General features: G+C 64.5%; 20 protein-coding genes. 8 read left to right on the plus strand and 12 right to left on the minus strand.

Annotated elements, in window-relative coordinates; genetic code table 11:
* The 3 genes from AC3WG5_RS14355 (at window position 1) to AC3WG5_RS14365 (ending at window position 3,028) form a co-directional block, all read left to right on the plus strand.
* Complete coding sequence (locus AC3WG5_RS14355) at window positions 1-1,839, plus strand: hypothetical protein (protein WP_492569170.1); 1,839 nt, start codon at window positions 1-3, stop codon at window positions 1,837-1,839.
* The gene (locus AC3WG5_RS14360; RefSeq protein ID WP_492569172.1) at window positions 1,839-2,399 is read left to right on the plus strand and encodes a cob(I)yrinic acid a,c-diamide adenosyltransferase; all 561 of its coding nucleotides are present in this window, start codon (window positions 1,839-1,841) and stop codon (window positions 2,397-2,399) included. Before AC3WG5_RS14355 ends, AC3WG5_RS14360 begins: the two co-directional genes overlap by 1 nt.
* Window positions 2,400-2,461: 62 nt before the next feature.
* Window positions 2,462-3,028, plus strand: coding sequence for a thermonuclease family protein (locus AC3WG5_RS14365; protein WP_492569174.1), 567 nt, complete (start codon window positions 2,462-2,464; stop codon window positions 3,026-3,028).
* Between the two features lie 39 nt (window positions 3,029-3,067).
* Here AC3WG5_RS14365 and AC3WG5_RS14370 read toward each other — a convergent pair whose 3' ends face one another.
* From AC3WG5_RS14370 to trxB, 5 genes are all read right to left on the minus strand, one after another.
* Window positions 3,068-3,880 (minus strand): alpha/beta hydrolase, encoded by an 813-nt coding sequence (locus tag AC3WG5_RS14370; RefSeq protein WP_492569176.1) that lies wholly within the window; start codon window positions 3,878-3,880, stop codon window positions 3,068-3,070.
* Window positions 3,877-5,280, minus strand: a complete 1,404-nt coding sequence (locus AC3WG5_RS14375) for a PhoH family protein (RefSeq protein WP_008953929.1) — start codon at window positions 5,278-5,280, stop codon at window positions 3,877-3,879. The genes AC3WG5_RS14370 and AC3WG5_RS14375 overlap by 4 nt, the downstream gene beginning before the upstream one ends.
* A 55-nt stretch (window positions 5,281-5,335) precedes the next feature.
* Complete coding sequence (locus AC3WG5_RS14380) at window positions 5,336-5,788, minus strand: peroxiredoxin (protein ID WP_014086902.1); 453 nt, start codon at window positions 5,786-5,788, stop codon at window positions 5,336-5,338.
* Between the two features lie 85 nt (window positions 5,789-5,873).
* Complete coding sequence (locus AC3WG5_RS14385) at window positions 5,874-6,437, minus strand: Smr/MutS family protein (RefSeq protein WP_492569179.1); 564 nt, start codon at window positions 6,435-6,437, stop codon at window positions 5,874-5,876.
* A 60-nt stretch (window positions 6,438-6,497) separates the two neighbouring features.
* Window positions 6,498-7,451 (minus strand): thioredoxin-disulfide reductase, encoded by a 954-nt coding sequence (gene trxB / locus AC3WG5_RS14390; RefSeq protein WP_492569181.1) that lies wholly within the window; start codon window positions 7,449-7,451, stop codon window positions 6,498-6,500.
* 113 nt (window positions 7,452-7,564) lie between these two features.
* Here trxB and AC3WG5_RS14395 point away from each other — a divergent pair, with 113 nt between their 5' ends.
* Both AC3WG5_RS14395 and AC3WG5_RS14400 read left to right on the plus strand, forming a co-directional pair.
* Window positions 7,565-7,753 (plus strand): hypothetical protein, encoded by a 189-nt coding sequence (locus AC3WG5_RS14395; protein ID WP_008953933.1) that lies wholly within the window; start codon window positions 7,565-7,567, stop codon window positions 7,751-7,753.
* Window positions 7,754-7,950: 197 nt separating this feature from the next.
* On the plus strand, window positions 7,951-8,430 hold the full coding sequence (locus AC3WG5_RS14400) for a tetratricopeptide repeat protein (RefSeq protein ID WP_492569183.1): 480 nt from the start codon (window positions 7,951-7,953) through the stop codon (window positions 8,428-8,430).
* A gap of 84 nt (window positions 8,431-8,514) precedes the next feature.
* Here AC3WG5_RS14400 and AC3WG5_RS14405 read toward each other — a convergent pair whose 3' ends face one another.
* The 6 genes from AC3WG5_RS14405 to glnE all read right to left on the minus strand — a co-directional run bounded on the left by AC3WG5_RS14405 (window position 8,515) and on the right by glnE (window position 14,763).
* Complete coding sequence (locus AC3WG5_RS14405) at window positions 8,515-8,979, minus strand: flagellar hook-length control protein (RefSeq protein ID WP_492569185.1); 465 nt, start codon at window positions 8,977-8,979, stop codon at window positions 8,515-8,517.
* Window positions 8,980-9,093: 114 nt separating this feature from the next.
* Window positions 9,094-9,693: a TetR/AcrR family transcriptional regulator gene (locus tag AC3WG5_RS14410; RefSeq protein WP_492569187.1), complete on the minus strand. Its 600-nt coding sequence runs from the start codon at window positions 9,691-9,693 to the stop codon at window positions 9,094-9,096.
* Window positions 9,694-9,711: 18 nt separating this feature from the next.
* Entirely contained in the window at window positions 9,712-10,752 is a 1,041-nt protein-coding gene (waaF, locus tag AC3WG5_RS14415) for a lipopolysaccharide heptosyltransferase II (protein WP_492569189.1), read from the minus strand.
* Between the two features lie 60 nt (window positions 10,753-10,812).
* Window positions 10,813-11,016 carry a zinc-finger domain-containing protein gene (locus AC3WG5_RS14420; protein WP_008953938.1) on the minus strand — a complete coding sequence of 68 codons (204 nt, stop codon included), beginning with the start codon at window positions 11,014-11,016 and terminating at the stop codon, window positions 10,813-10,815.
* A 46-nt stretch (window positions 11,017-11,062) separates the two neighbouring features.
* On the minus strand, window positions 11,063-11,989 hold the full coding sequence (locus AC3WG5_RS14425) for a branched-chain amino acid transaminase (protein WP_008953939.1): 927 nt from the start codon (window positions 11,987-11,989) through the stop codon (window positions 11,063-11,065).
* Window positions 11,990-12,090: 101 nt separating this feature from the next.
* Window positions 12,091-14,763 carry a bifunctional [glutamate--ammonia ligase]-adenylyl-L-tyrosine phosphorylase/[glutamate--ammonia-ligase] adenylyltransferase gene (gene glnE / locus AC3WG5_RS14430; RefSeq protein ID WP_492569191.1) on the minus strand — a complete coding sequence of 891 codons (2,673 nt, stop codon included), beginning with the start codon at window positions 14,761-14,763 and terminating at the stop codon, window positions 12,091-12,093.
* A 77-nt stretch (window positions 14,764-14,840) separates the two neighbouring features.
* Here glnE and AC3WG5_RS14435 point away from each other — a divergent pair, with 77 nt between their 5' ends.
* From AC3WG5_RS14435 to tldD, 3 genes are read left to right on the plus strand one after another with little or no spacing between them, the layout of a single operon-like run.
* Entirely contained in the window at window positions 14,841-18,665 is a 3,825-nt protein-coding gene (locus tag AC3WG5_RS14435) for a YhdP family protein (protein ID WP_492569193.1), read from the plus strand.
* A 2-nt stretch (window positions 18,666-18,667) separates the two neighbouring features.
* Entirely contained in the window at window positions 18,668-19,477 is an 810-nt protein-coding gene (locus AC3WG5_RS14440; protein WP_008953942.1) for a carbon-nitrogen hydrolase family protein, read from the plus strand.
* Between the two features lie 11 nt (window positions 19,478-19,488).
* A complete protein-coding gene (gene tldD / locus AC3WG5_RS14445; protein ID WP_008953943.1) occupies window positions 19,489-20,931 on the plus strand; it encodes a metalloprotease TldD in 1,443 nt (480 codons plus the stop codon).
* Window positions 20,932-21,073: 142 nt separating this feature from the next.
* Here the strand turns inward: tldD and AC3WG5_RS14450 are convergent, their stop codons facing one another.
* Entirely contained in the window at window positions 21,074-21,991 is a 918-nt protein-coding gene (locus AC3WG5_RS14450; protein ID WP_008953944.1) for a LysR family transcriptional regulator, read from the minus strand.
* Window positions 21,992-22,200 lie beyond the last annotated feature (209 nt).

A 22,200-nucleotide genomic window follows, 5' to 3' on the forward strand; every position in this document is an offset into this window, starting at 1 on the left:
ATGAATCCCTCGCAAAACGCATCGCTCCCCGCTGGTCTGGAACTCCCGGTGTTGACCGACGTAGTCGAAGAAGCTGCGCCGCCCATCCTGGCGGAAGAGCCTCCCTTCGAGCTGACAGACTTCGACTTCTCCGGCGAACTGGATGCGATGGCGACGGCCATGCCGGATGCCGCCGCCATCGAGCTGGAGATTCCTGAGTTACCCCTCGACGATGTGCTGGATGTGGGTCCGATGCCCGTGAGTAACGAGCCGGTAGTGGATTTTTCGAACCTGCCGTCGCTGGATCTGGATGTGGCCGCCTTGGACGAGCTGGCGCTGGGCGAGGTTCTGCCCGAGTTGCAGAAGGCTGTGCCGGTGCCGCCGGAGAGTGAAGCGGCTCCGGCAGGCGATCTGGGGGCGGGCGTCTTTGATTTTGTGCTGACGCCGGCGGCGGAGAAACATCCCACGACGGTCTCTGTAGAGCCTGCGCCACTGCATGACAGCGCGTTCGATATCCCCGAGCTGACCATGGAATGGTCGGAGTCGGTGGCAACTCCAGACGTGCAGTCCGAGAACGCTACCGTGGCCTCCGTGCCGGATTCGGTTGGTTTGGCGCGTCCGGTTTCGATTCCGTGGCCGACAGAAGACGCCCCGGAAGCCGCTGTCGCCATCGTGCCAACGGCAGATCAAGACCAGGGCAGGGGGTCAGATGGCGTGTCTGGTGACGGGCAAGTTGAACCGGACGTTGTCGCCGCCGCCGAGCCGGTGGTGGACCCGTTCACGTCCTGGGCTGAAAATGTCGAGGTGGGGCCGACCCCTCTCATGGATGTGGCTACCGAGCCGGTTTTGGCTCAGCAGCGTATCGATATCGACAGCTTGCCGACTGGCGTGCTGGGCGGTGGGGTCGGTCCCGAGCCGTCTTCTTCGTGGGCTGTGACGTACGCTCCGTCCGGGGAGGGAGACGAATTGGCCGGCGTTCTGGCCTTGCCGGAGTTGGATGTCTCATTCGTGGAAACCACCGAGGTGCACAACCTCCCGGCAGAAGAGCCTCCCTCGCCGTCGGCCGGCGTTGCCGAGTCGCCTACGGAAGTTGATGGCAATGCGTGGCTCGAGCAATTCGTCAACGGCGAATTGACCGAGCTTTCGGCGGCGGCAAACGAGACCGAGGAAGTTCAGCCTTCGGTTCACGAGGAAGTCGCGCTGGATCTACCGCATGGGATTGGTTTGGCGGAAGCGGCGGCCGGGCTGGACAGTGTGGCTGTTGATCTGCCTGTGTTGGAAGAGGAAGAACCGTCAATCCTTGCGTCGGAGCTTGACGAGCTGCTGCCTGAAGCAGGCGGTGAGCCTGAGCTGGGGACCTCCGCCATGTCGCCCGACCGGGCCACCATGTCGGATCATGTTGTTTCTGCCGCTGAGGGCTTGAAGGACGTTGTTGACGGCGTTAGGACGGTTGAGGTTGAAGCCTCCTTCATGCCTGAGAGCAGCGCGGTAGCTGTGTCGTCACCCGTGCCGCAGCCGGGTCCGGAGGCGATGCCTGACGCGGTGGCGCCGTTGCTGGAGCGGCCCGAACCGGTTGTTGGTGCGGATACAGTGGTGGAGAAGAGCCCTGAACCCTCCTGCGCCGTGGTGGATGAGCAGGCCTTGATCGATTCACTGACGCAGAAGATTCTGCCGCGGATGAAAGTCGAGTTGTCGCTGTGGTTGCAGGACGCATTGGAAATGCAGGCGCGGCAGATGCTGGCCGGCGTCATGCACCAGTTGAAAGAGGACTACGAGATGCTGTTCAACGAAACGCTGCGTGAGAGCCTGCGTCAGGCCATTAGCGAAATTGGCCGTGACGAACGGGACGGTAAGTCGTGATGGGGCATCGGCTGTCACGTATCGTCACCCGCACCGGTGACGATGGAACGACCGGCCTGGGTGACGGTAGCCGGGTTGACAAGGATGCTACTCGCATTGCCGCCATGGGCGATGTCGACGAGTTGAACAGTGTGATCGGCGTACTGTTGGCCGAAGCGCTGCCATCTGAGGTGGTGCTCTGGCTAAGCGAGGTGCAGCACGTACTGTTCGACCTCGGTTCGGAATTGGCCGTACCCGGCTACAAGGCGCTGCAGCCGGCCCAGGTGCTGGCGCTGGAGGGCAAGGTGACAGAGATGAACGCCGAGTTGCCGATGCTCAAGGAGTTCATCCTTCCTGGCGGTTCGCGTTCTGCCGCGCTGGCTCACCAGGCCCGTTCAGTCTGCCGTCGCGCGGAACGGACGGTGGTGGCGCTGGCTCGTGAGGAGGAGGTCTCGAAAACGGCCCGGCAGTATCTCAATCGCTTGTCTGACGCCCTGTTCGTGCTGGCGCGGCATCTCAACCGTGTGGAGGGTCGCCCTGACGTGTTGTGGCAGCCACGCCGGCATGAGAGCGATCGCTGATTGTCGATATAGAGTGGAACGGCCGCAAGGCCGTTTTTGTTTTGTGAAGGGTGTATGTGCAGATGAAAGTGAATCAGCGGCAACTCGGTGCCGTCATCACGCTGTTCTCCGGGGCCTCCACGGCTAAAAAGCTGATCGCAGGCGTCACGCTGCTCTTGGCTGTTGGTGCCTATTTGGCCCAGGCGGATAACGGAGAAATCAGCGGAGTTGTCGTTGGGGTGGCCGATGGCGACACCATCACCGTGCTGGATGCGGCGCAACAGCAGCATAAGATCCGGTTTGCCTTCATCGATGCACCCGAGAAGGCTCAGCCGTATGGGCAGCGTGCCAAGCAGATACTGGCTGCCCGCGTTTATCGCCAGGTGGTGAAGGTGGACGTGGTGGAAAAAGACCGTTATGGCCGGATCGTGGGGCGTGTCTGGCAAGGGGCAACCGACGTCAATCTGGCCCAGCTCAAAGAGGGTTACGCCTGGCATTATCGCTTTTATGCCAGCAAGAACCAGTCTGCCGAGGATTTCTCCCGCTACGAGGCGGCTGAACGGCAGGCGCGCGGCCAACGCCTGGGGCTGTGGGAAGGGAGCGCCCCACAAGCGCCATGGGAGTTCCGGCGCAGTAAACGCGGCAACTGAGGCCGCTTCGGCCAACCTTGGGGTCAATTGGGGGCAGGTTTAGGCTTCAGGTTGTGGCCAGTGCTGGTCGAGCCATTCCAGTATGCGATTGGCAACCTGGGGCCAGTGGGCGTCCAGCATCATCATGTGGCCGATGCTTGGCAGAATCTCGGCGGTGCAGTTGAGCCGGGAGGCGGTGGCGACCACGTCGGCAGCCGAGATCAGCTTGTCGTCGGCGGCACCCAGCACCAGCGCCGGCACCGGCGGCAACGGGCGAATGAACAGCGGGTTGACCAGGGTCATGTCCATGATGGCGCGCTGGCTTTCCTGCTGGACTTGCCTGGCCATCAGGGCGATGACCTCGTTGCTGGCGGCAGGAGAAAACAACATGTCCCGCAACTCGCGCCAGTCCGGTTGGTTCATGCCGTTCTGATACAGATTCAACGCAAGGAACTGCGATGGCGCTTGGCTCAGCAAACGGAGGCTGGAGCCGGCGAGCCCGTGCGGCGGCACCGAGGCCAGGAAGACGGCGCCCGGCAGGCTGTGCAGGGCAAGGTATTGCTGCAGTACGAAGCCCCCCATCGAGTGGCCGATGACGATCGGGGTGTGGCCGATCTGGCGAATCACCGCCGACAGATTGCGCACATAGTCGTCGATGCTGATGCCGGACAGGTAGTTGCGTCCGCTGCTGCCGCCGTGTCCCTCCAGGCTGGGTGCCCAGCAATCGTAGCCTTGCTCGGCGAACCAGGGCAGGAAATGCGCCTGCCAGCACCAGGCGGCGGAAAAGGCGCCATGCAGGAACAAAAGGGGCGGCGCGTTTCGCGCCACCCCTTTTGCCGCCTCGTGAATGACCTCGAGACGGGGGTGCGTCATAGCACTTCGGCAGCGAAATCGGCCAGTCTCGAGCGCTCGCCACGCTGCAGCGTGATATGGCCCGAGTGCACCCACCCCTTGAAGCGGTCGACGACGTAGGTCAGCCCGGAACTGCCTTCGGTCAGGTAGGGTGTATCGATCTGCGAGATATTGCCGAGGCAGACCACCTTGGTGCCGGGGCCGGCGCGGGTGATCAGCGTTTTCATCTGCTTGGGCGTGAGGTTCTGCGCCTCGTCGATGATCAGGTACTTGTTGAGGAAGGTGCGGCCGCGCATGAAATTGAGGCTCTTCACCTTGATGCGCGAGCGGATCAGGTCGCGGGTGGCGGCACGGCCCCAGTCTCCACCGTCGTCGTCGCTCTTGTTGAGGACGTCGAGGTTGTCTTCCAACGCCCCCATCCAGGGCGTCATCTTTTCTTCCTCGGTGCCGGGCAGGAAGCCGATGTCCTCGCCAACCGGCACCGTCACCCGGGTCATGATGATTTCCGAGTAGAGTTTCTGTTCCAGTGTCATGGCGAGTCCCGCCGCCAGCGTCAGCAGGGTCTTGCCGGTGCCGGCCTGGCCCAGCAGGGTAATGAAGTCGATATCCGGGTTCATCAGCAGGTTGAGGGCGAAGTTCTGCTCACGGTTGCGCGCCACGATGCCCCAGACGTTGTTCTTCTGATGGCTGAAGTCCTTGAGCGTCTCGAGGAAGGCGGTCTTGCCCTCGATCTTGGTGACCATGGCCAGCAGCGGCTGCTCGCCGGATTGCCAGAGCAACTGGTTGACGTGCATGTCGGGCACGTCCGGTCCCTTGATCTGGTAGTAGCGTCGGTCATGCTCCTGCCACGAGCGCAGGTCTTCGCTGTTGCGATCCCAGAAACTGGCATCGATCTCGCGCGAGCCGGTGTAGAGCAGGTCGGTGTCTTCCAGCACCTTGTCGTTGAAATAGTCTTCCGCATCCAGTGCCAGCGCACGTGCCTTGATGCGCATGTTGATGTCTTTGGACACCAGGATGACGGGGCGTTCAGGATGCAGTTCCTTGAGCGCCATGACGATGCCGAGGATCTGGTTGTCGGCTTTGCCGACCGGCAGCGAGGTGGGCAACACGCTGTAAATGGCCTGGGTCTGCAGGATCAGCTTGCCGGAGGCGGCATCCTTGCTGGGCCCGGCCAGCGAGATACCGGCGTCGATGCGGGCGTCGGTGCTGCTGACGATCTCGTTCAGGAAGCGGCTGGCCTGGCGGGCGTTGCGCGCCACTTCGGACATGCCGGTCTTGTGATTGTCGAGCTCTTCGAGGGTGATGATGGGGATGAAAATATCATGCTCTTCGAAGCGGAAGAGGCAGGTCGGGTCGTGCAGCAGTACATTCGTGTCCAGCACAAACAGCTTGGCGATTCTGCTTTTCCTGTGGCTTGTCATGATGAGTCCCCTTGTCTGCGCAGTGCCCGGCCGGGGATGCCGGGCAGGGCTGCGCTCAAAGCGTCTTGACGAACGCCAGCACTTCTTCGGCGTGGCCTGGCACCTTCACGCCACGCCATTCCCGCGCCACGTTACCCTGCGCGTCGACGACGAAAGTGCTGCGCTCGATCCCCCTTACTTGTTTGCCATACATGTTCTTCATCTTGATGACAGCGAAACGGTTGCAGACGACTTCTTCCTGGTCGGCCAGCAATTCGAAGGGTAGTTCGAGTTTAGTCTTGAAGTTTTCGTGGGACTTCAGGCTGTCACGCGAGATGCCGACCACCTCGGCACCGGCTGCGCTGAATTCCGTGTAGAGGTCGCGGAAGGCCATCGATTCGTTGGTGCAGCCAGGGGTGTTGTCCTTGGGGTAGAAATAGATGACCAGAGGTTTGCCGGCTTCGGCCAACGTGAACGTTTTGCCGGAAGTGGCCGGCAGGGTGAAGTCGGGGCAGCGTTCGCCTTGCATGCGTAGCTCCTGGGTAGGGTGGTAATGACATGGGCCCGCCCTTTTCTTGAAGACTAGCGGAAACCCATGACGCTGGGAAGAGGGGTTATTTGTTCGGTGAGGAAGGGCGGCGCAACAGCACCATCAAGGCGCCGCTGCCACCCTGGCGTTCGTCCGCCTCGCAGAAGGCCAGTACCTCGGGGTGGTGTTTGAGCCAGTTGCGTACCATGCGCTTGAGCACCGGTTCGCCTTGCGAGCCGAAGCCCTTGCCGTGGATGATGCGCACGCATTGCCCGCGTGAGCCGGCGCGGTGCAGGAACAGCGTCAGGATGTCCTGGGCCTGGTAGCGGTCGAGTCCGTGCAGGTCGAGTTCGGCGACAACGGGCCAGTGTCCCGCGCGCAGGCGTTTGAGCGTGGCCGCGGGCATGCCGTTCCGGGCGAAGTTGCGCTCGAGTTCGGCCGGCTCGAACCAGCCGACGGCATGCGCCAGCAGCGCCGCTTCCAACTCCGGGGGGAGCTGGCCATATCGATCCGACTGACGCGGGCGCGGGCTGGGTTTGGGGCTGTACGGCGGGATACGGTTGCCGTCCTTCACCGGGCGGACGTCACTGAACAGTGCACGAAAGTCCGGCTCCGGCTCGGGAGGCTTGACCGGAGTCAAAACAGGCAAGGCGGCTTGCCTTGCCTGTTTGCGAAACCCCTTCAGCTGTTCCTTGAAGGGCTTCAAGGCTTACTTGCCGTCCAGGAAGCGCTCGGCATCGAGGGCCGCCTGGCAACCAGAGGCGGCGCTGGTGACGGCCTGGCGGTAGATGTGGTCCTGCACGTCGCCTGCGGCGAATACGCCCGGCACGCTGGTGGCGGTGGCATTGCCTTCGCGGCCGCCCTTGGTGATGATGTAGCCGGTGCTGTCCATTTCCAGCTGGCCCTTGAAGATATCGGTATTCGGCTTGTGGCCGATAGCGATAAAGACCCCGGTCAGGGCGATGTCACGGGTCGAGCCATCGGCGGTGCTCTTCAGGCGTGCGCCGGTCACGCCGGAGTCGTCGCCCAGCACCTCGTCCAGCGTCTGGTTCAGGGCCAGCGTGATCTTCCCTTCCTCGACTTTGTGCATGAGGTGGTCAACCAGGATTTTCTCGGCACGGAAGCTGTCGCGACGGTGCACCAGGGTCACGTGCTTGGCGATATTGGCGAGGTACAGGGCCTCTTCCACGGCGGTGTTGCCGCCACCGATCACCGCCACATCCTGATTGCGGTAGAAGAAACCGTCGCAGGTGGCGCAAGCCGACACACCTTTGCCCATGAAGGCCTCTTCAGAGGCCAGGCCCAGGTACTGGGCGGAGGCGCCGGTGGCGATGATCAGGGCGTCGCACGTATATTCGCCGGCGTCACCGACCAGGCGGATCGGCTTTTCCTGCAGGTGGGTGGTGTGGATATGGTCGAAGATCATCTCGGTGCCGAAACGCTCCGCGTGCTGCTGGAAGCGCCCCATCAGCTCGGGGCCCTGCACGCCGTCGGCATCCGCCGGCCAGTTGTCCACGTCGGTGGTGGTCATCAGCTGGCCGCCCTGTGCCAGGCCGGTAATCATCACCGGCTTGAGGTTGGCGCGCGCGGCATAGACTGCAGCGGTGTAGCCGGCCGGGCCAGAACCAAGGATGAGAAGAGGGCTGTGGCGAGTCGTGCTCATGGAGATGTTCCTGTTCTTGGGGTGTAGATCAGTATTTTAACAAGTTATGACTGACAGAACCGCTGCCGGAGGTTACAGTCAAAATAGTAGCAAGCAATGTGGGAGATGTGGGCATGGACCCGATTAGTCAAGCCGGTTCGGTGGACGTTGCCACGACGCTGCAAGTGTACTCCTTGAACAAGGCCAGAGAGGTGGTGTCGGATACCGTGCTCTCCTTGGTCGAGGGCGCGGTGACCGCTTCCGAGCAGGTGGCATCGGTCAATCCTCCTCATCTGGGTCAGAATGTCGATGTCACCGCCTGAGCGGCCAGCGGCGGCTGTAACTTCTTCCGATGAAGGAGGATGCCGTGCGTTACCTGATGCTGACGTGTTTGTTCGGCCTGAGTCTCTTCGCACTGGCAGAAGAAAAGCCGGCGATACCGGGTTGGTCCTCCTATCAGGGAGGGGATTATTCTACCGCTCGGAAGCTGTTCGAGGAGGGGGCTCGCGCAGGTGAGCCGGTGGCTGAGTTCAATCTCGCCATGATGTACTGGCACGGGCAGGGGGTTTCGGCCAACCGTGACAAGTCGCTTGAGCTGCTGCGTAAATCTGCCGGTCATGGTTTGTCGCGGGCGCAGTATGCGATGGGGCTGTTGTACGAGAACGGTGACGGTGTGCCGCGCTCCCAGCCGGAAGCAACCCACTGGTTCGACCTGGCGGCGCGACAAGGCTACCGTGATGCCCAGGTCAGCCTGGGCACCCAGTATTACCTGGGGCGCGGCGTGACGCAGGATTACCTGCAGGCGGCCAAGTGGTACAAGGCGGCCGCCGAGCAAGGCGATGTCGGCGCGCAGTATCTGCTGGCCAGCCTGTACGAGCACGGCGACGGAGTGGCGCAGAACTTGCGCGAGGCGATTCGCTGGTATGTGGCGGCGGCGCGGCAGGGGGATGTGGCCGCCTCGCTCAAGGCGCGTGAACTGGCGCGGCGCTTGGCAGAGTGAATGGCGCGGCGAGGGAACGAATACGACGAAGGCCCGGCACGGAGGATGTGCCGGGCCTTCTCCTTTTGTGGAGCTGCCGCGCGGTCAGGCGGAAAGAGAAATCCGGCGCGGGCTGGAATCATTGCCCGTGTCGAGCAGCGCCTGGTTCGCCTGATACTGGGTGACGGCCAGTTGAGCCGTGGCGTTCAATTGCCCGGCAGTGTCCGTCTGGGTTGGCCGGGAAGGTGGTGCCGACTCGGGGTTGTCGGCGTAGGCTGTTGCTGCGGCCGATGTCTTTCTGGTACTCGTCGCCGTGGCGTCGGGCGCGGCGCTGTTGGCCTCGGTCCCGGTGGCCTGGCTCACCGTCAGCTGGCGGCTGAGCTCGCTCTCGACCTGGGCGATGCTCTCGCTGCGGCGCGGCACGGTGATGCCGGCCGCCGACGCGAGGGGGCTGGAGTCGTCCGAGGTGTCGGGTGTCGACTCGGGAAGCGGGTCGCGAGCAGTGCGGTAAGCCGCGCTTGGCGCAACGGTGGTGTAGCCAATGCTGGCTGTGCTGCCTGCGATGTTCATGTGCGGACCTGCTGCCGAAAGGCGTGATGCTGACATTCTAGCCCAGCTTGCGAATCATGCTGCAGTAATGATCGCCTGCCTGGGTGGAAAAACGACATGGCCCGTGTAATCCGGTTACTTCGATTGTTCGATCAAGACCAGATCCAGCATGCGGTCAGCCAGCTTGTCCACGGACAGTTCGCCATCCTTGCGGTACCACTGGACGGACCAGTGCAGGCTGCCTAGCAGGGTGCGGCGCAGCAGGCGCGTATCCGGCTTGATCAGTCCTGCCGTCGCTGCCTCGTCCAGCACGGCTTGCCACAACGCCTCGTAACGGTCGCGCAGCAGGATCAACCCCGGCTTGGCGGCCTCGGAGACGCTGCGCCACTCGTACAGCATGACTTCCAGCGCCGCCTGATTGTCGCCGAGCAGCGAGTTCAGGTGAACGTGGAACAGCGCGGACAATTTCTCGCGCGTCGATCCGGCCTTGGCGATGGCCCGCTCCAGTTGCTCGGTAGTGCTGCTGATGCCCAGTGCCATTACGGCAACCAGGATTTCTTCCTTGGTGCGAAAGTGGTAGAACAAGCTGCCCGATTGCAAGCCAACCGCGTTGCCGAGGTCGCGCACCGTGGTGCGTTCGTAACCCTGGTCGCGGAACAATTTGGCGGCCGCCCGTACCAGTTCCATCCGGCGGCTGTTTTCTTCCAGTGGCGTATTCTTTTCCAGCGTGGTCATGTCTTGGTCAGTGTCCGGTTACGTTTCATCGGCCTTGTCCGTCAGCGGCGGCACAAACTGGACGACGGCTTTCCAGGGAATGTCGGGGACGAGTTTCTCGAGGCAGTCGGTATGCCCGTAGGGGCATTGGCGCTCGAAACAGGGGCTGCATTCCAGATTCAGCGTGGCGATGGCCGAGCGCGATGTCAACGGCGGCGTGAAATCCGGGCTGGAGGAGCCATACAGGGCGACCAGCGGTACGTCTAGCGCGGCCGCAACGTGCATCAGGCCGGAGTCGTTGCAGACGGCGACACTGGCCAGGCTGAGCAGGTCGATCGCCTCGTCGAGGCCCGTCTTGCCGCAGAGGTTGATGGCCGTATGCCCCGACAGGGCGGCAATCTCGTCGCCGATCTCCTTGTCCTTGGGGGAGCCGAACAGCCACACCTGGTAGCCGGCCCGGGTGAAGCGCTGGGCTAGTTCGGCAAAGTGCCGGCTCGGCCAGCGCTTGGCCGGGCCATATTCCGCCCCGGGGCAGAAGGCGGCAACCGGTTTTTGGGTATCGAGCTGCAGACGGGCGAGGGCGGTTTGTCTGCCGGTTGTGCTGCTGGCGAGCCGGGGGTGCGGGATCGGGCGCACCACCGGTTGGTCTTTGTCCTCGGCCAGGGCGCAAAAGCGCTCGACCATCATCGGCAGCGCCGTTTCGTCCAGCTCGCGCGCGTCGTTGAGCAGCCAGTAGCGCGACTCGCCGAGGAAGCCGGTGCGGCGCGGGATGCCGGCAAACATCGGCACCAGGGCCGATTTGATCGAATTGGGCAGGACGATGGCCTGGTCGAAACGCTCGCGGGCGAGCATGCGGCCCACTTGCCAGCGGTCGCGCAGGCGCAGCTGGCCATGGCCGAACGGATTGAGGTGGGCCTTGTGGACTTCGGGCATGCGCGCCAGCAAGGGGAGTGTCCAGCTGGGGGCGAAGACGTGCAGTTCCAGGTCCGGATGGCGTTCGTGCAGGCGCCGGTACAGTGGCTGGGCCATGACGCCGTCGCCCACCCAGGACGGGGCGATCACCAGGATTTTTTTCATCATCGATACAAAGCAAAAAGGTGCGGCAGCGAGCCGCACCTTCTGTCGTGTCCTCGCGGCGGATTAGTGGTGGTGCCCGCTCACCGGGCCAACCAGCTTGTAGCGGGTGCCGCAATACGGGCACAGCGCTTCACCGGTCTTGTGCACAGGCAGGAAGACACGCGGGTGGGCATTCCACTTCACCATGTCCGGCATCGGGCAGTGCAGCGGCAGGTCCTTCTCGGTGACTTCGATCACGCGTTGGGTGTTTTCTTTCAGTGCGGTCATGCTTGCTTCCTTGCAGGCCGGCCACGGCAAGGGCCGGCCGGGACGTTCATTGTTCGATGTAGGTCAGCCATTCTTCGTGCGCCGGGTCGAGGCCCTTGACGCAGTCGAAGTAGCGCTTCTGGATTTCCGTGGTGATCGGGCCGCGCGTGCCGCTGCCGATGGCGCGGTTGTCCAGCTCGCGGATCGGCGTCACTTCGGCGGCGGTGCCGGTAAAGAAGGCTTCGTCGGCGCTGTAGACTTCGTCGCGGGTGATGCGCTTCTCGACCAGTTCCAGGCCCATCTCGCCGGCGATCTGCACCACGGTGTCGCGGGTGATGCCTTCCAGCGCCGAGGTCAGGTCCGGGGTGTACAGCTTGCCCTTGCGCACGATGAAGATGTTTTCACCGGAGCCCTCGGCTACGTAGCCTTCGACGTCGAGCAGCAGCGCCTCGTCGTAGCCGTCGCGGGTGGCTTCGGTGTTGGCGAGGATGGAGTTCATGTAGTTGCCGTTGGCCTTGGCCTTGCACATCGTGATGTTGACGTGGTGGCGAGTGAAGGACGAGGTCTTAACGCGAATGCCGCGCTCCAGACCTTCTTCGCCGAGGTAGGCGCCCCACGGCCAGGCGGCCACGATCACGTGCACGTCGCCTACCGGCGGCGCCACGCCCAGCTTGCCGGAGCCGTAGAAGGCCATCGGGCGGAAGTAGCAGGATTTGAGACGGTTGGCGCGCACCACTTCGACGTGGGCGGCGTTGATCTCTTCCTTGGTGAACGGCAGCTTGATGTCGAGGATGTGGGCCGAGCGGAACAGACGGTCGGTGTGGTCCTGCAGACGGAAGATGGCCGGGCCTTTCGGGGTTTCATAGGCACGCACGCCTTCGAACACGCCCATGCCGTAGTGGAGGGTGTGAGTCAGTACGTGGGTGGTGGCGTCACGCCAGTCGACCAGTTTGCCGTCGTACCAGATGAAGCCGTCGCGGTCAGCCATGGACATCGTGTTTCTCCGTCTGAAAAGTATTGTGCGGCAGATTATACCGTCGTCGCCCCGCTTGTGAACCGGCCGGGACGAAAAACAGCCCCGGGCCGGTTTCCGGGCTAGCCGCCCAGCACGGCTTGCCACAAGGCTTGGGCCTGGTGGTAGAAATGCCGCAACTTGTCGTTTACCTCGATCCTGTTGCCGTCGTTGAGGCGGGCGGCGTGCTGCAGGCGACGATAGTGGCGGTAGGCTTCGCGCGCGGCGGCGGCCAGTCCGGCATCGATCAGGCCGGCATCGGCCGCCACGCCCAGGAGCGCGATGTTGCCGGCGTTGCGGGTCAGGGTCGGCAGTTCGTGGGCATGGGCCAGGATCAGGTATTGCACCAGGAACTCGATGTCGATGATGCCGCCGCGGGCGTGCTTGACGTCGTCTTCCCGTGCCGGGTGCGATTCGAGCATGCGCTGGCGCATGGCCAGCACGTCCTCGCGCAGCACGGCAGGATCGCGGTGCAGGGTGAGGACGTCGTGACGGATGGCCTCGAAGCGTTCGCCGATGGCGGCATCGCCGGCGACGAAGCGGGCCCGGGTCATGGCCTGGTGCTCCCACACCCAGGCGTCGTGGTGCTGGTATTTCTCGAAGGCTTCCAGCGAGCTGACCAAGAGGCCGCTGGAGCCGTTCGGGCGCAGGCGCAGGTCGATGTCGTACAGGATGCCGGCCGAGGTGACGCTGGTGAGCCAGGTCGACATCTTGCGCGTCAGGCGCGAATAGAGGTCGGCGGCGTCGGGGTGGGGGTCGTCGTGCAGGAAGATGATGTCGAGGTCCGAGGCATAGCCCAGCTCTTTGCCGCCCAGTTTGCCGTAGCCGATGATGGCAAAGCGCGGGACGTCGCGGTGTCGTGTCGGCATTTCCAGCCAGGCGTGGCGCAGGGTGGCCTCGAGTACGGTATCGGCCAGCCGGGAGAGCTCGTCGGACAGGGCCTCGACCGTCCACATGCCGGCCAGATCCTGTGCCACCAGGCGGAAGGTCTGGGTGTGCTTGAAGTGGCGCAGCGCGTCCATCTTGCCCTCGGTGTCGCCAGGGTTGGCCGAAAGCTGCTCTTCCAGCTGCGCGGCCAGTTGCGGCCAGTCCGGGGTGGCGTAGAGCACGCGGGCGTCCAGCAACTCGTCGAGCAGGATGGGATGGCGGGTCAGGTAGTTCGACACCCAGGAGCTGCTGGCGTAGAGCGAGGCCAGGCGCTGCAGCGTCTGCGGGTATTCGGTCAGGAGCGCCAGATAGGAGGCACGGCGGCTGATTGTTTCCAGCAGGGTGATGATGCGGGCGAGCGTGACGTCGGGGTGCGGCAGTGCTGCCGCGACCTCGATCAGCGGCGGGATCAGCGCGTCGAATTTCTTGCGGTTGGCGAGCGGCATCTGCTGGTAGCGTTGGCTCGCTGCCAGGCTCTTCAGCTGCTGGGCGACGCTGTTGCCGTCCTGGTACCCCAGGCGGGCGAGTTGTTCCGGGATGCTGTCGTCGTCGCCGATGTCGCACCACAGCGGCGTCAGCGGGTGGGCGACGGCGTTTTCGGTCGGCAGGAAGAAGACCTGTTCGAAGTGGCGGGTGATGTGGCGGCGATGGATGTTGAGGGCGTCCATGAACGCCTGCCAGTCGGCAAAGCCCATGCTGCCGGCGATCTTGGCGCGATTTTCCGCCGAGGAGGGCAGCGTCTGGGTCTGCTGGTCGTCCAGGTATTGCAGGCGGTGTTCGAGGTTGCGCAGGAACACGTAGCCTTCCATGATCTCGTGCACCGCGTCGGGCTCGAGCAGGCGCATCTCGGCCAGGCGGGCGAGGGTTTCACGGGTGCTCTTGAGCTGCAGGCCTTTCTCCCGGCCGCCCCGGATCAGCTGGAACACCTGGGCGATGAACTCGGCTTCGCGGATGCCGCCCGGCCCCAGCTTGATGTTGTCGGCCATGTCGCGCCGTGCCACTTCACGGCGGATTTGCACGTGCAGTTCGCGCATCGCGCCGTAGGCGTTGTAGTCGAGGTACTTGCGGTAGACGAAGGGGCGCACCAGTTCGGCCAGGCCGTCGGTATCACCGGTGAGCGCCTTGGCCTTGATCCACGCGTAGCGTTCCCATTCGCGCCCTTGCGACAGCAGGTAATTTTCCAGGGCGGCGAAGCTCATCGCCAGCGGGCCGGAGTCGCCGTAGGGGCGCAGGCGCATGTCGACGCGGAACACCTGGCCATCGGGGGTCTGGTCGTTGATGAAGCGGATGATCTGCTTGCCGAGCTGGGTGAAGTACTCGATGTTGCTGATGCGGCGCCCGCCGTTGGTCTCGCCGTTTTCCGGGTAGATGAAGATCAGGTCGATGTCCGAGGAGACATTGAGCTCGCCGCCGCCCAGCTTGCCCATGCCGACGACGATCAGCTCCTGGACCTGGCCGCTTTCCTCGCCGATCGGTTGGCCATAATGGGAGAGCGCGGCGTGGGCGACGACCAGCGAGCGCTGCACGGCGAATTCGGCCAGCTCGCTGATGGTGCCGACCACTTCGTCGAGCCCGGCCAGCCCGCCCAGGTCGCGGCTGATCAGGCGCGCCATGACGGCCTGGCGCAGCTGCCGCAACCGTGACATGAAGAGCTCGGGAGCCAGGGATGTGGTCCAGTCGGTAAACTCCTCCATTTCCTGCCGGTCAAACGGCATATGCAGCCGGGCGGTGAGGCGCTCGCGCTGCTCGGGGTGCGCATCGAGCAGGCGACGCAGGTAAAGCGAAAAGTTGCAGCTGCTGTCGATGGTAGGGACGGGGTTTGCTGGCATAATGGCTCCGCTTCTGATCGTTCGGTCCGGTCATTTTTCTCATTGTGTAATGGTTCTCTTTCTTGGAAAAGCGTCGATTGTCTTTTCGCCGGCTGCCGGTGGTCGCGTCCCTCAAATTTGTGCTGCGCTGGGGCGGGGTGCTGCTGGCCGGCGGTAGCGTAGTGCTGGCGGCAGCCTTCGCCGCGTTCACTTTCTGGTTTTTGCCTAACCTCGAGCAATATCGTGCCGAACTGGCGTCGCTGCTGTCCCGCCAGACCGGGCGGGTGGTGACGATCCGGCAACTGCAAGGGCAGTGGGCCGGCGTGGCCCCGCAGCTCGACCTCTATGGCGTCACCATGGCCAATCCGCGCGATGGCGCGGCGCTCAGCTTCGAACGCGTCAGCCTGACGCCGGCATGGCGCAGCCTGCTGGTGTGGTCTCCCCGCTTTGCGCATATCGTGGTCGACGGACCGGTGGTCGACCTGTCGCGTGGGCGTGACGGCGTGATCTACCTGAACGGTTTCGATATCTCTTCCGGTGGCGCGGGGCGGGCCGGCGACGGCAGCGCCGCCAACTGGTGGCTCAACCAGCCTTCGCTGGTGATCAACAACGCGCGGTTGTCGTGGCAGGACGACCTGCTTGGCCTGCCGCGCTTCCGGCTGGACAAGGGGCAGGCCGAATTCAGCAGCGGCTTGTTCGGCCACGGCTTGAAAATCACCGGCCAGCCTTCGGCCGCGCTCGGGCGAGCCATCGCGCTGTCGGCACAGTGGCGCGGTGACGACGTGCGCACATGGAAGGAATGGCAGGGCGAGCTGAGGGTCGACTGGCAGGGGGTCAAGGTGAGCCCCTGGTCGCGCTACCTGAAGCAGTGGGGCGGGGTGCGTTCCGGCGAGGGCGACGGCGTGTTCCAGGTGGCGTTCAGCCAGGGCCGCATCGACCGGCTCAAGGCCAATGTCGCCCTCAAGAACGCGGCCTACGCGCCGACCGATGCCGGCGAGCTCAACGTTCCCAAGCTGGGCGGCCAGCTGGAGGTGGTGCGGGATGGCGGCAAGTACCAGATCGAGGCACGTGATCTGACCCTGGCCAGCGCGACGGGGCTGGCTTTCGATCACTCGCGCGTCTCGGGGTTCTGGGCCGAGGATGGCGGCGACTTGAAACTGGACAACGCGTCGCTGACGCATCTGACGCCGCTGATCCACGCCGTGGGCGCGGACAAATCGCCCTTGTTTGGCAAATTCACGCCCTCCGGCCAGTTGCACGATGTCAGCGTCAGCTGGCAGGGCCGACTCGAGGCGCCGGTCAAGTACAGCGTGGCGAGCGGATTCCAGCAGCTGGCCTGGGCCGAGACCGGGCCCGTTCCCGGGGTGGCCGGGGTGACCGGCCAGATTCGCTTCGATCAGGCCGGCGGCCGCCTGCAACTGGATGCCGGGGCGTCGTCACTGCAGCTGTCGCGGGTGTTTCCGCAGCCGATCGGTTTCGAGCATCTGAAAGCCGATGTGGAATGGGCACGGGTGGCCGGCGGTGTCGACGTCACCTTCCGGCAGCTGAATTTCGGCAACCGCGACCTGCAAGGTTGGCTGTCCGGGCTGTACCGCTATACCGGCCATGGGGCGGGGCAGATCGATCTCAAGGCCGGTATCGACCGGGTGCGGGCCGTACGTGTGCCCGACTACCTGCCGTATGCCGCCGGGGCCGACACCATCCGCTGGCTGCGTGCCGCGCTCAAGGACGGCGAGGCGCGCAAGGTGACGCTGCAGCTCAAGGGCAATCTGGACGATTTCCCCTTCAAGGGCGGGCGCAACGGCGAGTTCCTGGTGGAAGCCCAGGTCGAGCATGGCCAGCTCGAGTACCAGCCAGGTTGGCCGAAGCTCGACGACATCGAGGCCTTGCTGCGCTTCCACAACGAAAAGATGGAGATCGTGTCGCCGCGCGCCACGACGCTGGGCGTGCCGCTGCGCGACGTGACGGTCGGCATCGCCGATCTCGGCGCCGTCGCACCGCTGCTCGACATCAAGGGCCGGGCGCAGGGCGAGCTCGCCAAGCTGCTGGCGTTCACCACGCACAGCCCGGTCGACGGCTGGCTGGGTGGTTTTACCGGGCAGATCCAGGCGGCCGGGCCGGCACGGCTCGACCTCACCATTGCGGTGCCCCTGTCTGCTGCGCAGACGAGCCGGGTGACCGGGGACCTGTCGTTCGTCGACAACCGGCTGGCCTTCACGCACTGGCCGATTCCCGTCGCCGACGGTGTGCGTGGCGTGCTGCGCTTTACCGAGAAGGGCGTGTCGAGTAACGGCCTCAGGATGACCGCGCTGGGCGGCCCGTTCACCCTGCGGGCGGCGACCGATCCCGGTGGCCGGATGACGTTCCGCATGGATGGGGAGGCCGACTCGGGGCAGGTGTTGCAGGGGTACGTGCCGTTCCTGGCACCGTACGCCGCCGGCCGTTCCCGCTACAGCGTCAATTTCCAGGTGGGCAAGGGGCTGGAAGGCCTGAACGTGCGCTCGGACCTGGCCGGCACCGCCATCACTGCGCCGGCCCCGGCCAGCAAGGCGGCGGGCGAGGCGTGGCCGCTGACGGTGGAGGTGCTGCCTGCCAAGGCGCCGGCGAGCGGCTGGCAAGTGGGGTTCGCTGTCGACAACAAACGCGCCGGCGGTCGGCTGCGGCTGACCGAGGACGGCGCCCTCAGCGCGGCGCTGGTGGCGGTGGGGCGCCCGGTGACCGACCCGCCGGCTCCGGGGCTGACGCTGCGTGTAGCGCAGCCGGTGATTGCGCTGAAACCATGGCAAACCCTGCTCAAGAGCCGGGGTGTCGGCTCGGGTGGCGGGGCGGTCGACTGGCCATGGCGGATCGAGCTCGATACCGGGCGGCTCGAGGTGGGGGCACGCCAGTTCTCCGGGGTCTCGGCGCGGCTCGCGCGCCAGCCGGGGCAGGCCTTCTGGCACATGAATTTCGGCTCGGACCAGTTGGTTACCGAGGCCGATTACTACCCGCAGGGACAGGGCCGGCTCAAGGCCAAAATCGCCCGTCTGGCCTTGCCGCTGCCGGCCAGCGCCTCGCAGGTGCTGGCGCCGGCGGCTCAGGGCGAAGACGAGAGCTTGCCCGAGCTGGACGTCGAGGTGGGCAATCTGCTCTATAGTGGCAGAAGCGTCGGCAAGCTCGAGCTGCATGCGGTGCAGTCCGGCAAGGATTGGCTTCTCGACCGCTTCGTGCTGCGTTCCGACAGCGGTCTGCTGCAGGGGGCGGCGCGTGCCAGCGACGGTGCCACGCCACGGGTGGACGTCGACTTCAAGCTGGAATCCGCCAACCTGGGCGAATTGCTGGGGCGCTTCGGTTACGGCGACACCTTCCGCAAGGGCGAGGGGACGCTGGGCGGCAAGCTGCATTGGCCTGGCGGGCTGACCGATTACGAATTGCCGCGTGTATCGGGCGAGATGACGGTCGACTTCCGCAACGGGCGCTTTGCCAAGGTGAATCCGGGGGCGGCGCGTCTGCTCGGTGTGATCAGCCTGCAATCGCTGCCGCGCCGCATCCGCCTCGACTTCACCGACATGTTCAGCGACGGCTTTGCCTTTGATTCGCTGACCGGGCGGGCCGCCATCAGCAACGGCGTGTTCACGTCCGACAACGTGGCGATGAGCGGCCCGTCCGCCGCCGTCGGCATCAAGGGGCGTGTCGACCTGAACAACGAAACCCAGGATATCCGGGTGCGGGTCGAGCCGCGCTTGTCGGAGAGCGTGGCGCTGGCGACCGGCGCGGCCTTGCTGAACCCGCTGGCCGGGGTGGCGGCGCTGGCGGCGCAAAAACTGCTGCAGGACCCCGTGGGCAAGATTTTCTCGGTAGACTACGAGGTAAAGGGGTCGCTCGCCGACCCGGTGGTCAACAAGGTCGGTACGGTAAGGTCCGATCAGGAAAAGACAAAATAGCCATGAAGCAAAAATTTACCGCCGCCGCCGTGCAGATGGTGTCGGGGACCGATGTTTCGGCCAACCTCGACGCCGCGGCGCGTCTGGTTGCCGACGCTGCACAGCAGGGGGCGAGCCTGGTTGTGCTGCCCGAGTACTTCTGCCTGATGGGCGAGCAGGACAGCGACAAGGTGGCGCAGCGCGAAGCGTTCGGCGCCGGCCCGATCCAGGCTGCGCTCGCCGCTATGGCGCGCCGCCATGGCATCTGGCTGGTGGGCGGTACCGTGCCGCTGGAGTGCCCGGAGCCTGACCGGGTGTTCAACAGCACGCTGACCTACAACCCGCAGGGCGAGGTGGTGGCGCGTTATGACAAGATCCACCTGTTCGGATTTACCGGTACCGGTGAGAGCTACTGCGAATCCAACACCATTCGTCCCGGCACCGAGCCGGTCAAGGTGGCCACGCCGCTGGCCGACATCGCCTTCAGCATCTGCTACGATTTGCGCTTCCCCGAGCTTTACCGCGGCCTGTCGCCGGTCGATGTGATCGTGCTGCCGGCCGCCTTCACCGCCACCACCGGCGAGGCGCACTGGGAGCCGCTGATCCGCTCGCGCGCCATCGAGAACCAGTGCTACCTGATCGCCTCGGCGCAGGGCGGCACCCACCAGAACGGCCGCAAGACGCACGGCCAGTCGATGATCGTCGACCCCTGGGGCCGCATCCTGGCCCAGCAAGACAAGGGCGAGGGTGTGGTGCTCGCCGAGATCGACCCTTCCGTTATCCAGTCGGTACGCAGCCGCCTTCCGGCGCTGGCGCACCGCGTACTGCCGTGAAAGATTCCATCATGCAAGACGTCTCCTCTATCGCCCGAGAACTGCTGCTGGCCCCCTCCGGCCTCGACGAGCGTGATCTCGAGCGCACCCTGGCGCGCATGACCGAGCACCAGGTCGACTATGCCGATCTCTATTTCCAGTACACCCGCCACGAGGGTTGGAGTCTGGAGGAGGGCATCGTCAAGTCGGGCAGCTTCAATATCGACCAAGGTGTCGGGGTGCGCGCCGTGGCGGGAGAAAAGACCGCCTTCGCCTATTCCGACGAGATCAACACCGAGGCGCTGACGCGTGCCGCCGACGCGGTGCGCGAGATCGGGCGCAGCGGTGGCAGCGGGTCGGTGGGTTCGGTTTCTCCGCGCAGCAGTCGAGCGCTGTACCCGGCGCTCGATCCTTGTGCCAGCCTCGAGGCGGCGGCCAAGGTGGCGCTGCTGGAAAAGGTCGAGAAGCTGGCGCGCGCCATGGACCCGAGCATCATCCAGGTGATGGCGGGCCTGGCCTCCGAGTACGACGTGATCTACCTGGCGCGCCACGACGGCGTGCGCGCCGCCGATGTGCGCCCGCTGGTGCGCATGTCGGTGTACGTGATCGCCGAGCAGGACGGCCGGCGCGAGTCCGGCAGCAGCGGTGGCGGCGGCCGGGTCGATCTGTCGCATTTCACCGATGAAGTGGTCGAGCGCTACGTGCGCCAGGCGGTCGAGCAGGCCAAAGTGAACCTGCAGGCGCGTCCGGCGCCGGCAGGGCAGATGACCGTGGTGCTCGGCCCGGGCTGGCCGGGGGTGTTGCTGCACGAGGCGATCGGCCACGGCCTGGAGGGGGATTTCAACCGCAAGGGCACCTCGGCGTTCAGCGGCCGCATCGGCCAGCGCGTGGCGTCGCCCGGGGTGACGGTGGTGGACGATGGCACCCTGGCGTCGCGGCGCGGCTCGCTTGCCATCGACGACGAGGGCAACCAGACCGAGTGCACCATGCTGATCGAGGACGGCATTCTCAAGGGCTATATGCAGGACGAGATGAATGCCCGACTGATGGGGGTGGCACCGACCGGCAACGGCCGGCGTGAGTCTTACGCCCACATTCCGATGCCGCGCATGACCAATACCTACATGTTGGCCGGCCAGCACGATCCGCAGGAGATCATCGCCTCGGTCAAGGACGGCCTGTACGCGGTGAATTTCGGCGGCGGCCAGGTGGACATCACCAGCGGCAAGTTCGTGTTTTCGGCGTCGGAGGCGTGGCGCATCGAGGACGGCAAGCTGAGCTACCCGGTCAAGGGGGCCACGCTGATCGGCAACGGTCCCGACGTGCTGCACTACGTGTCGATGATCGGCAACGATCTGCAACTCGACGCCGGGGTCGGCGTGTGCGGTAAGGAAGGGCAAAGCGTGCCGGTGGGCGTGGGTCAGCCGACGCTGCGCATCGACGGCGGGCTCACGGTGGGTGGTACAGGCGGCTGAAGCGTCGAATCGCCGGAGTGAACGAGAAGGGGGCATCGTGCGATGTCCCCTTTTTTCATTAGGGCGGGGTGGCCGGCGGGGCGCTCAAGCCGGAGCACCGCGGTTGCTTCTTCACTGGTGCCGGCAAGGCCGGGTGCTCCGGCTAATTGCCCGGGTAGAACTCGATATTCTGTTCCCGGTACAGATCGTAAATCATTTCCAGCAATGCCTTGATGTCGTCCGATTCATCCAGCAGGCGAGTGCTCAGGATGATCGGCGACACCAATTGCGGGTCGTCCAGTTCCATGTAGCTGACATCTTCCCGCTTCAACCCTTTCACGCTGCTGGGCACGATGGATACGCCCTCGCCGGCCGCGACCAATCCCAGGGCGATCTGCAGTTCGCGCACCTCGTAAATCGATTTCGGTTCAATCGCCCTGTCGTGAAAGGCCGCCAGCACCTGGTCGGCGAAGCTCGGACGCGGGCTCTTGGGGAAAATGATCACCGTTTCCATCGCCACATCCTTCAGCGATAACACCGGTTTGGCCAACAGCAGGGGATGCCCTGACGGCAGCGCCACCATCAGGCGCTCATCGCGCAGCAGGATGCGGCGCACGTTGGGGTCCTCGTGGCGGATGCGGCCGAACCCGACGTCGATGCGTCCCTCCTTGAGCGCCTGGATCTGCTCCATGGTGGTCATGTCGTGCAGGCTCAGTTCGATCTCGGGAAACCGCGTTCTGAAGCGCCGGATCACCTTGGGCAGCATGCCGTACAGCGTCGATGCGACGAAGCCGATCGACATCTTCCGCTCGATTTTTCCCACGCGCTGGGTCATGGCCGCGAGCTCGGCGGTTTGCGCCAGCAGCTGCTGGGCGTGCGCATAGAAGAAGCGCCCCGCCTCGGTGAGCTTCAGCGGCCGGGCATTCCGCTCGAATAACTGCACCCCCAGATCCTCCTCCAGCTGCTGGATTTGCCGGCTTAGCGGCGGCTGGGCGATGTGCAGGCGTTCGGCGGCCCGGGTGAAGTTCAGTTCCTCCGCCACGGCGATGAAATAGCGTAAATGGCGCAGCTCCAAAACCATACCTCCCAGGTATAAAAGTGATACTAAATCAGTGTTGGACGGTGTGAAATCAACTACTTATGCTTCGTACCAGGTCAAACAGATTTACTTCCATATCCTAAAGACATGATCAGATCAATCGAAACCATTCTAGTCGATGTGCCCACCATCCGCCCGCACAAGTTGTCGGTGGCCACCATGAACACCCAGACCCTGGTGCTGGTGCGCGT

The organism is Pseudogulbenkiania sp. FW507-F1 (assembly GCF_058781125.1).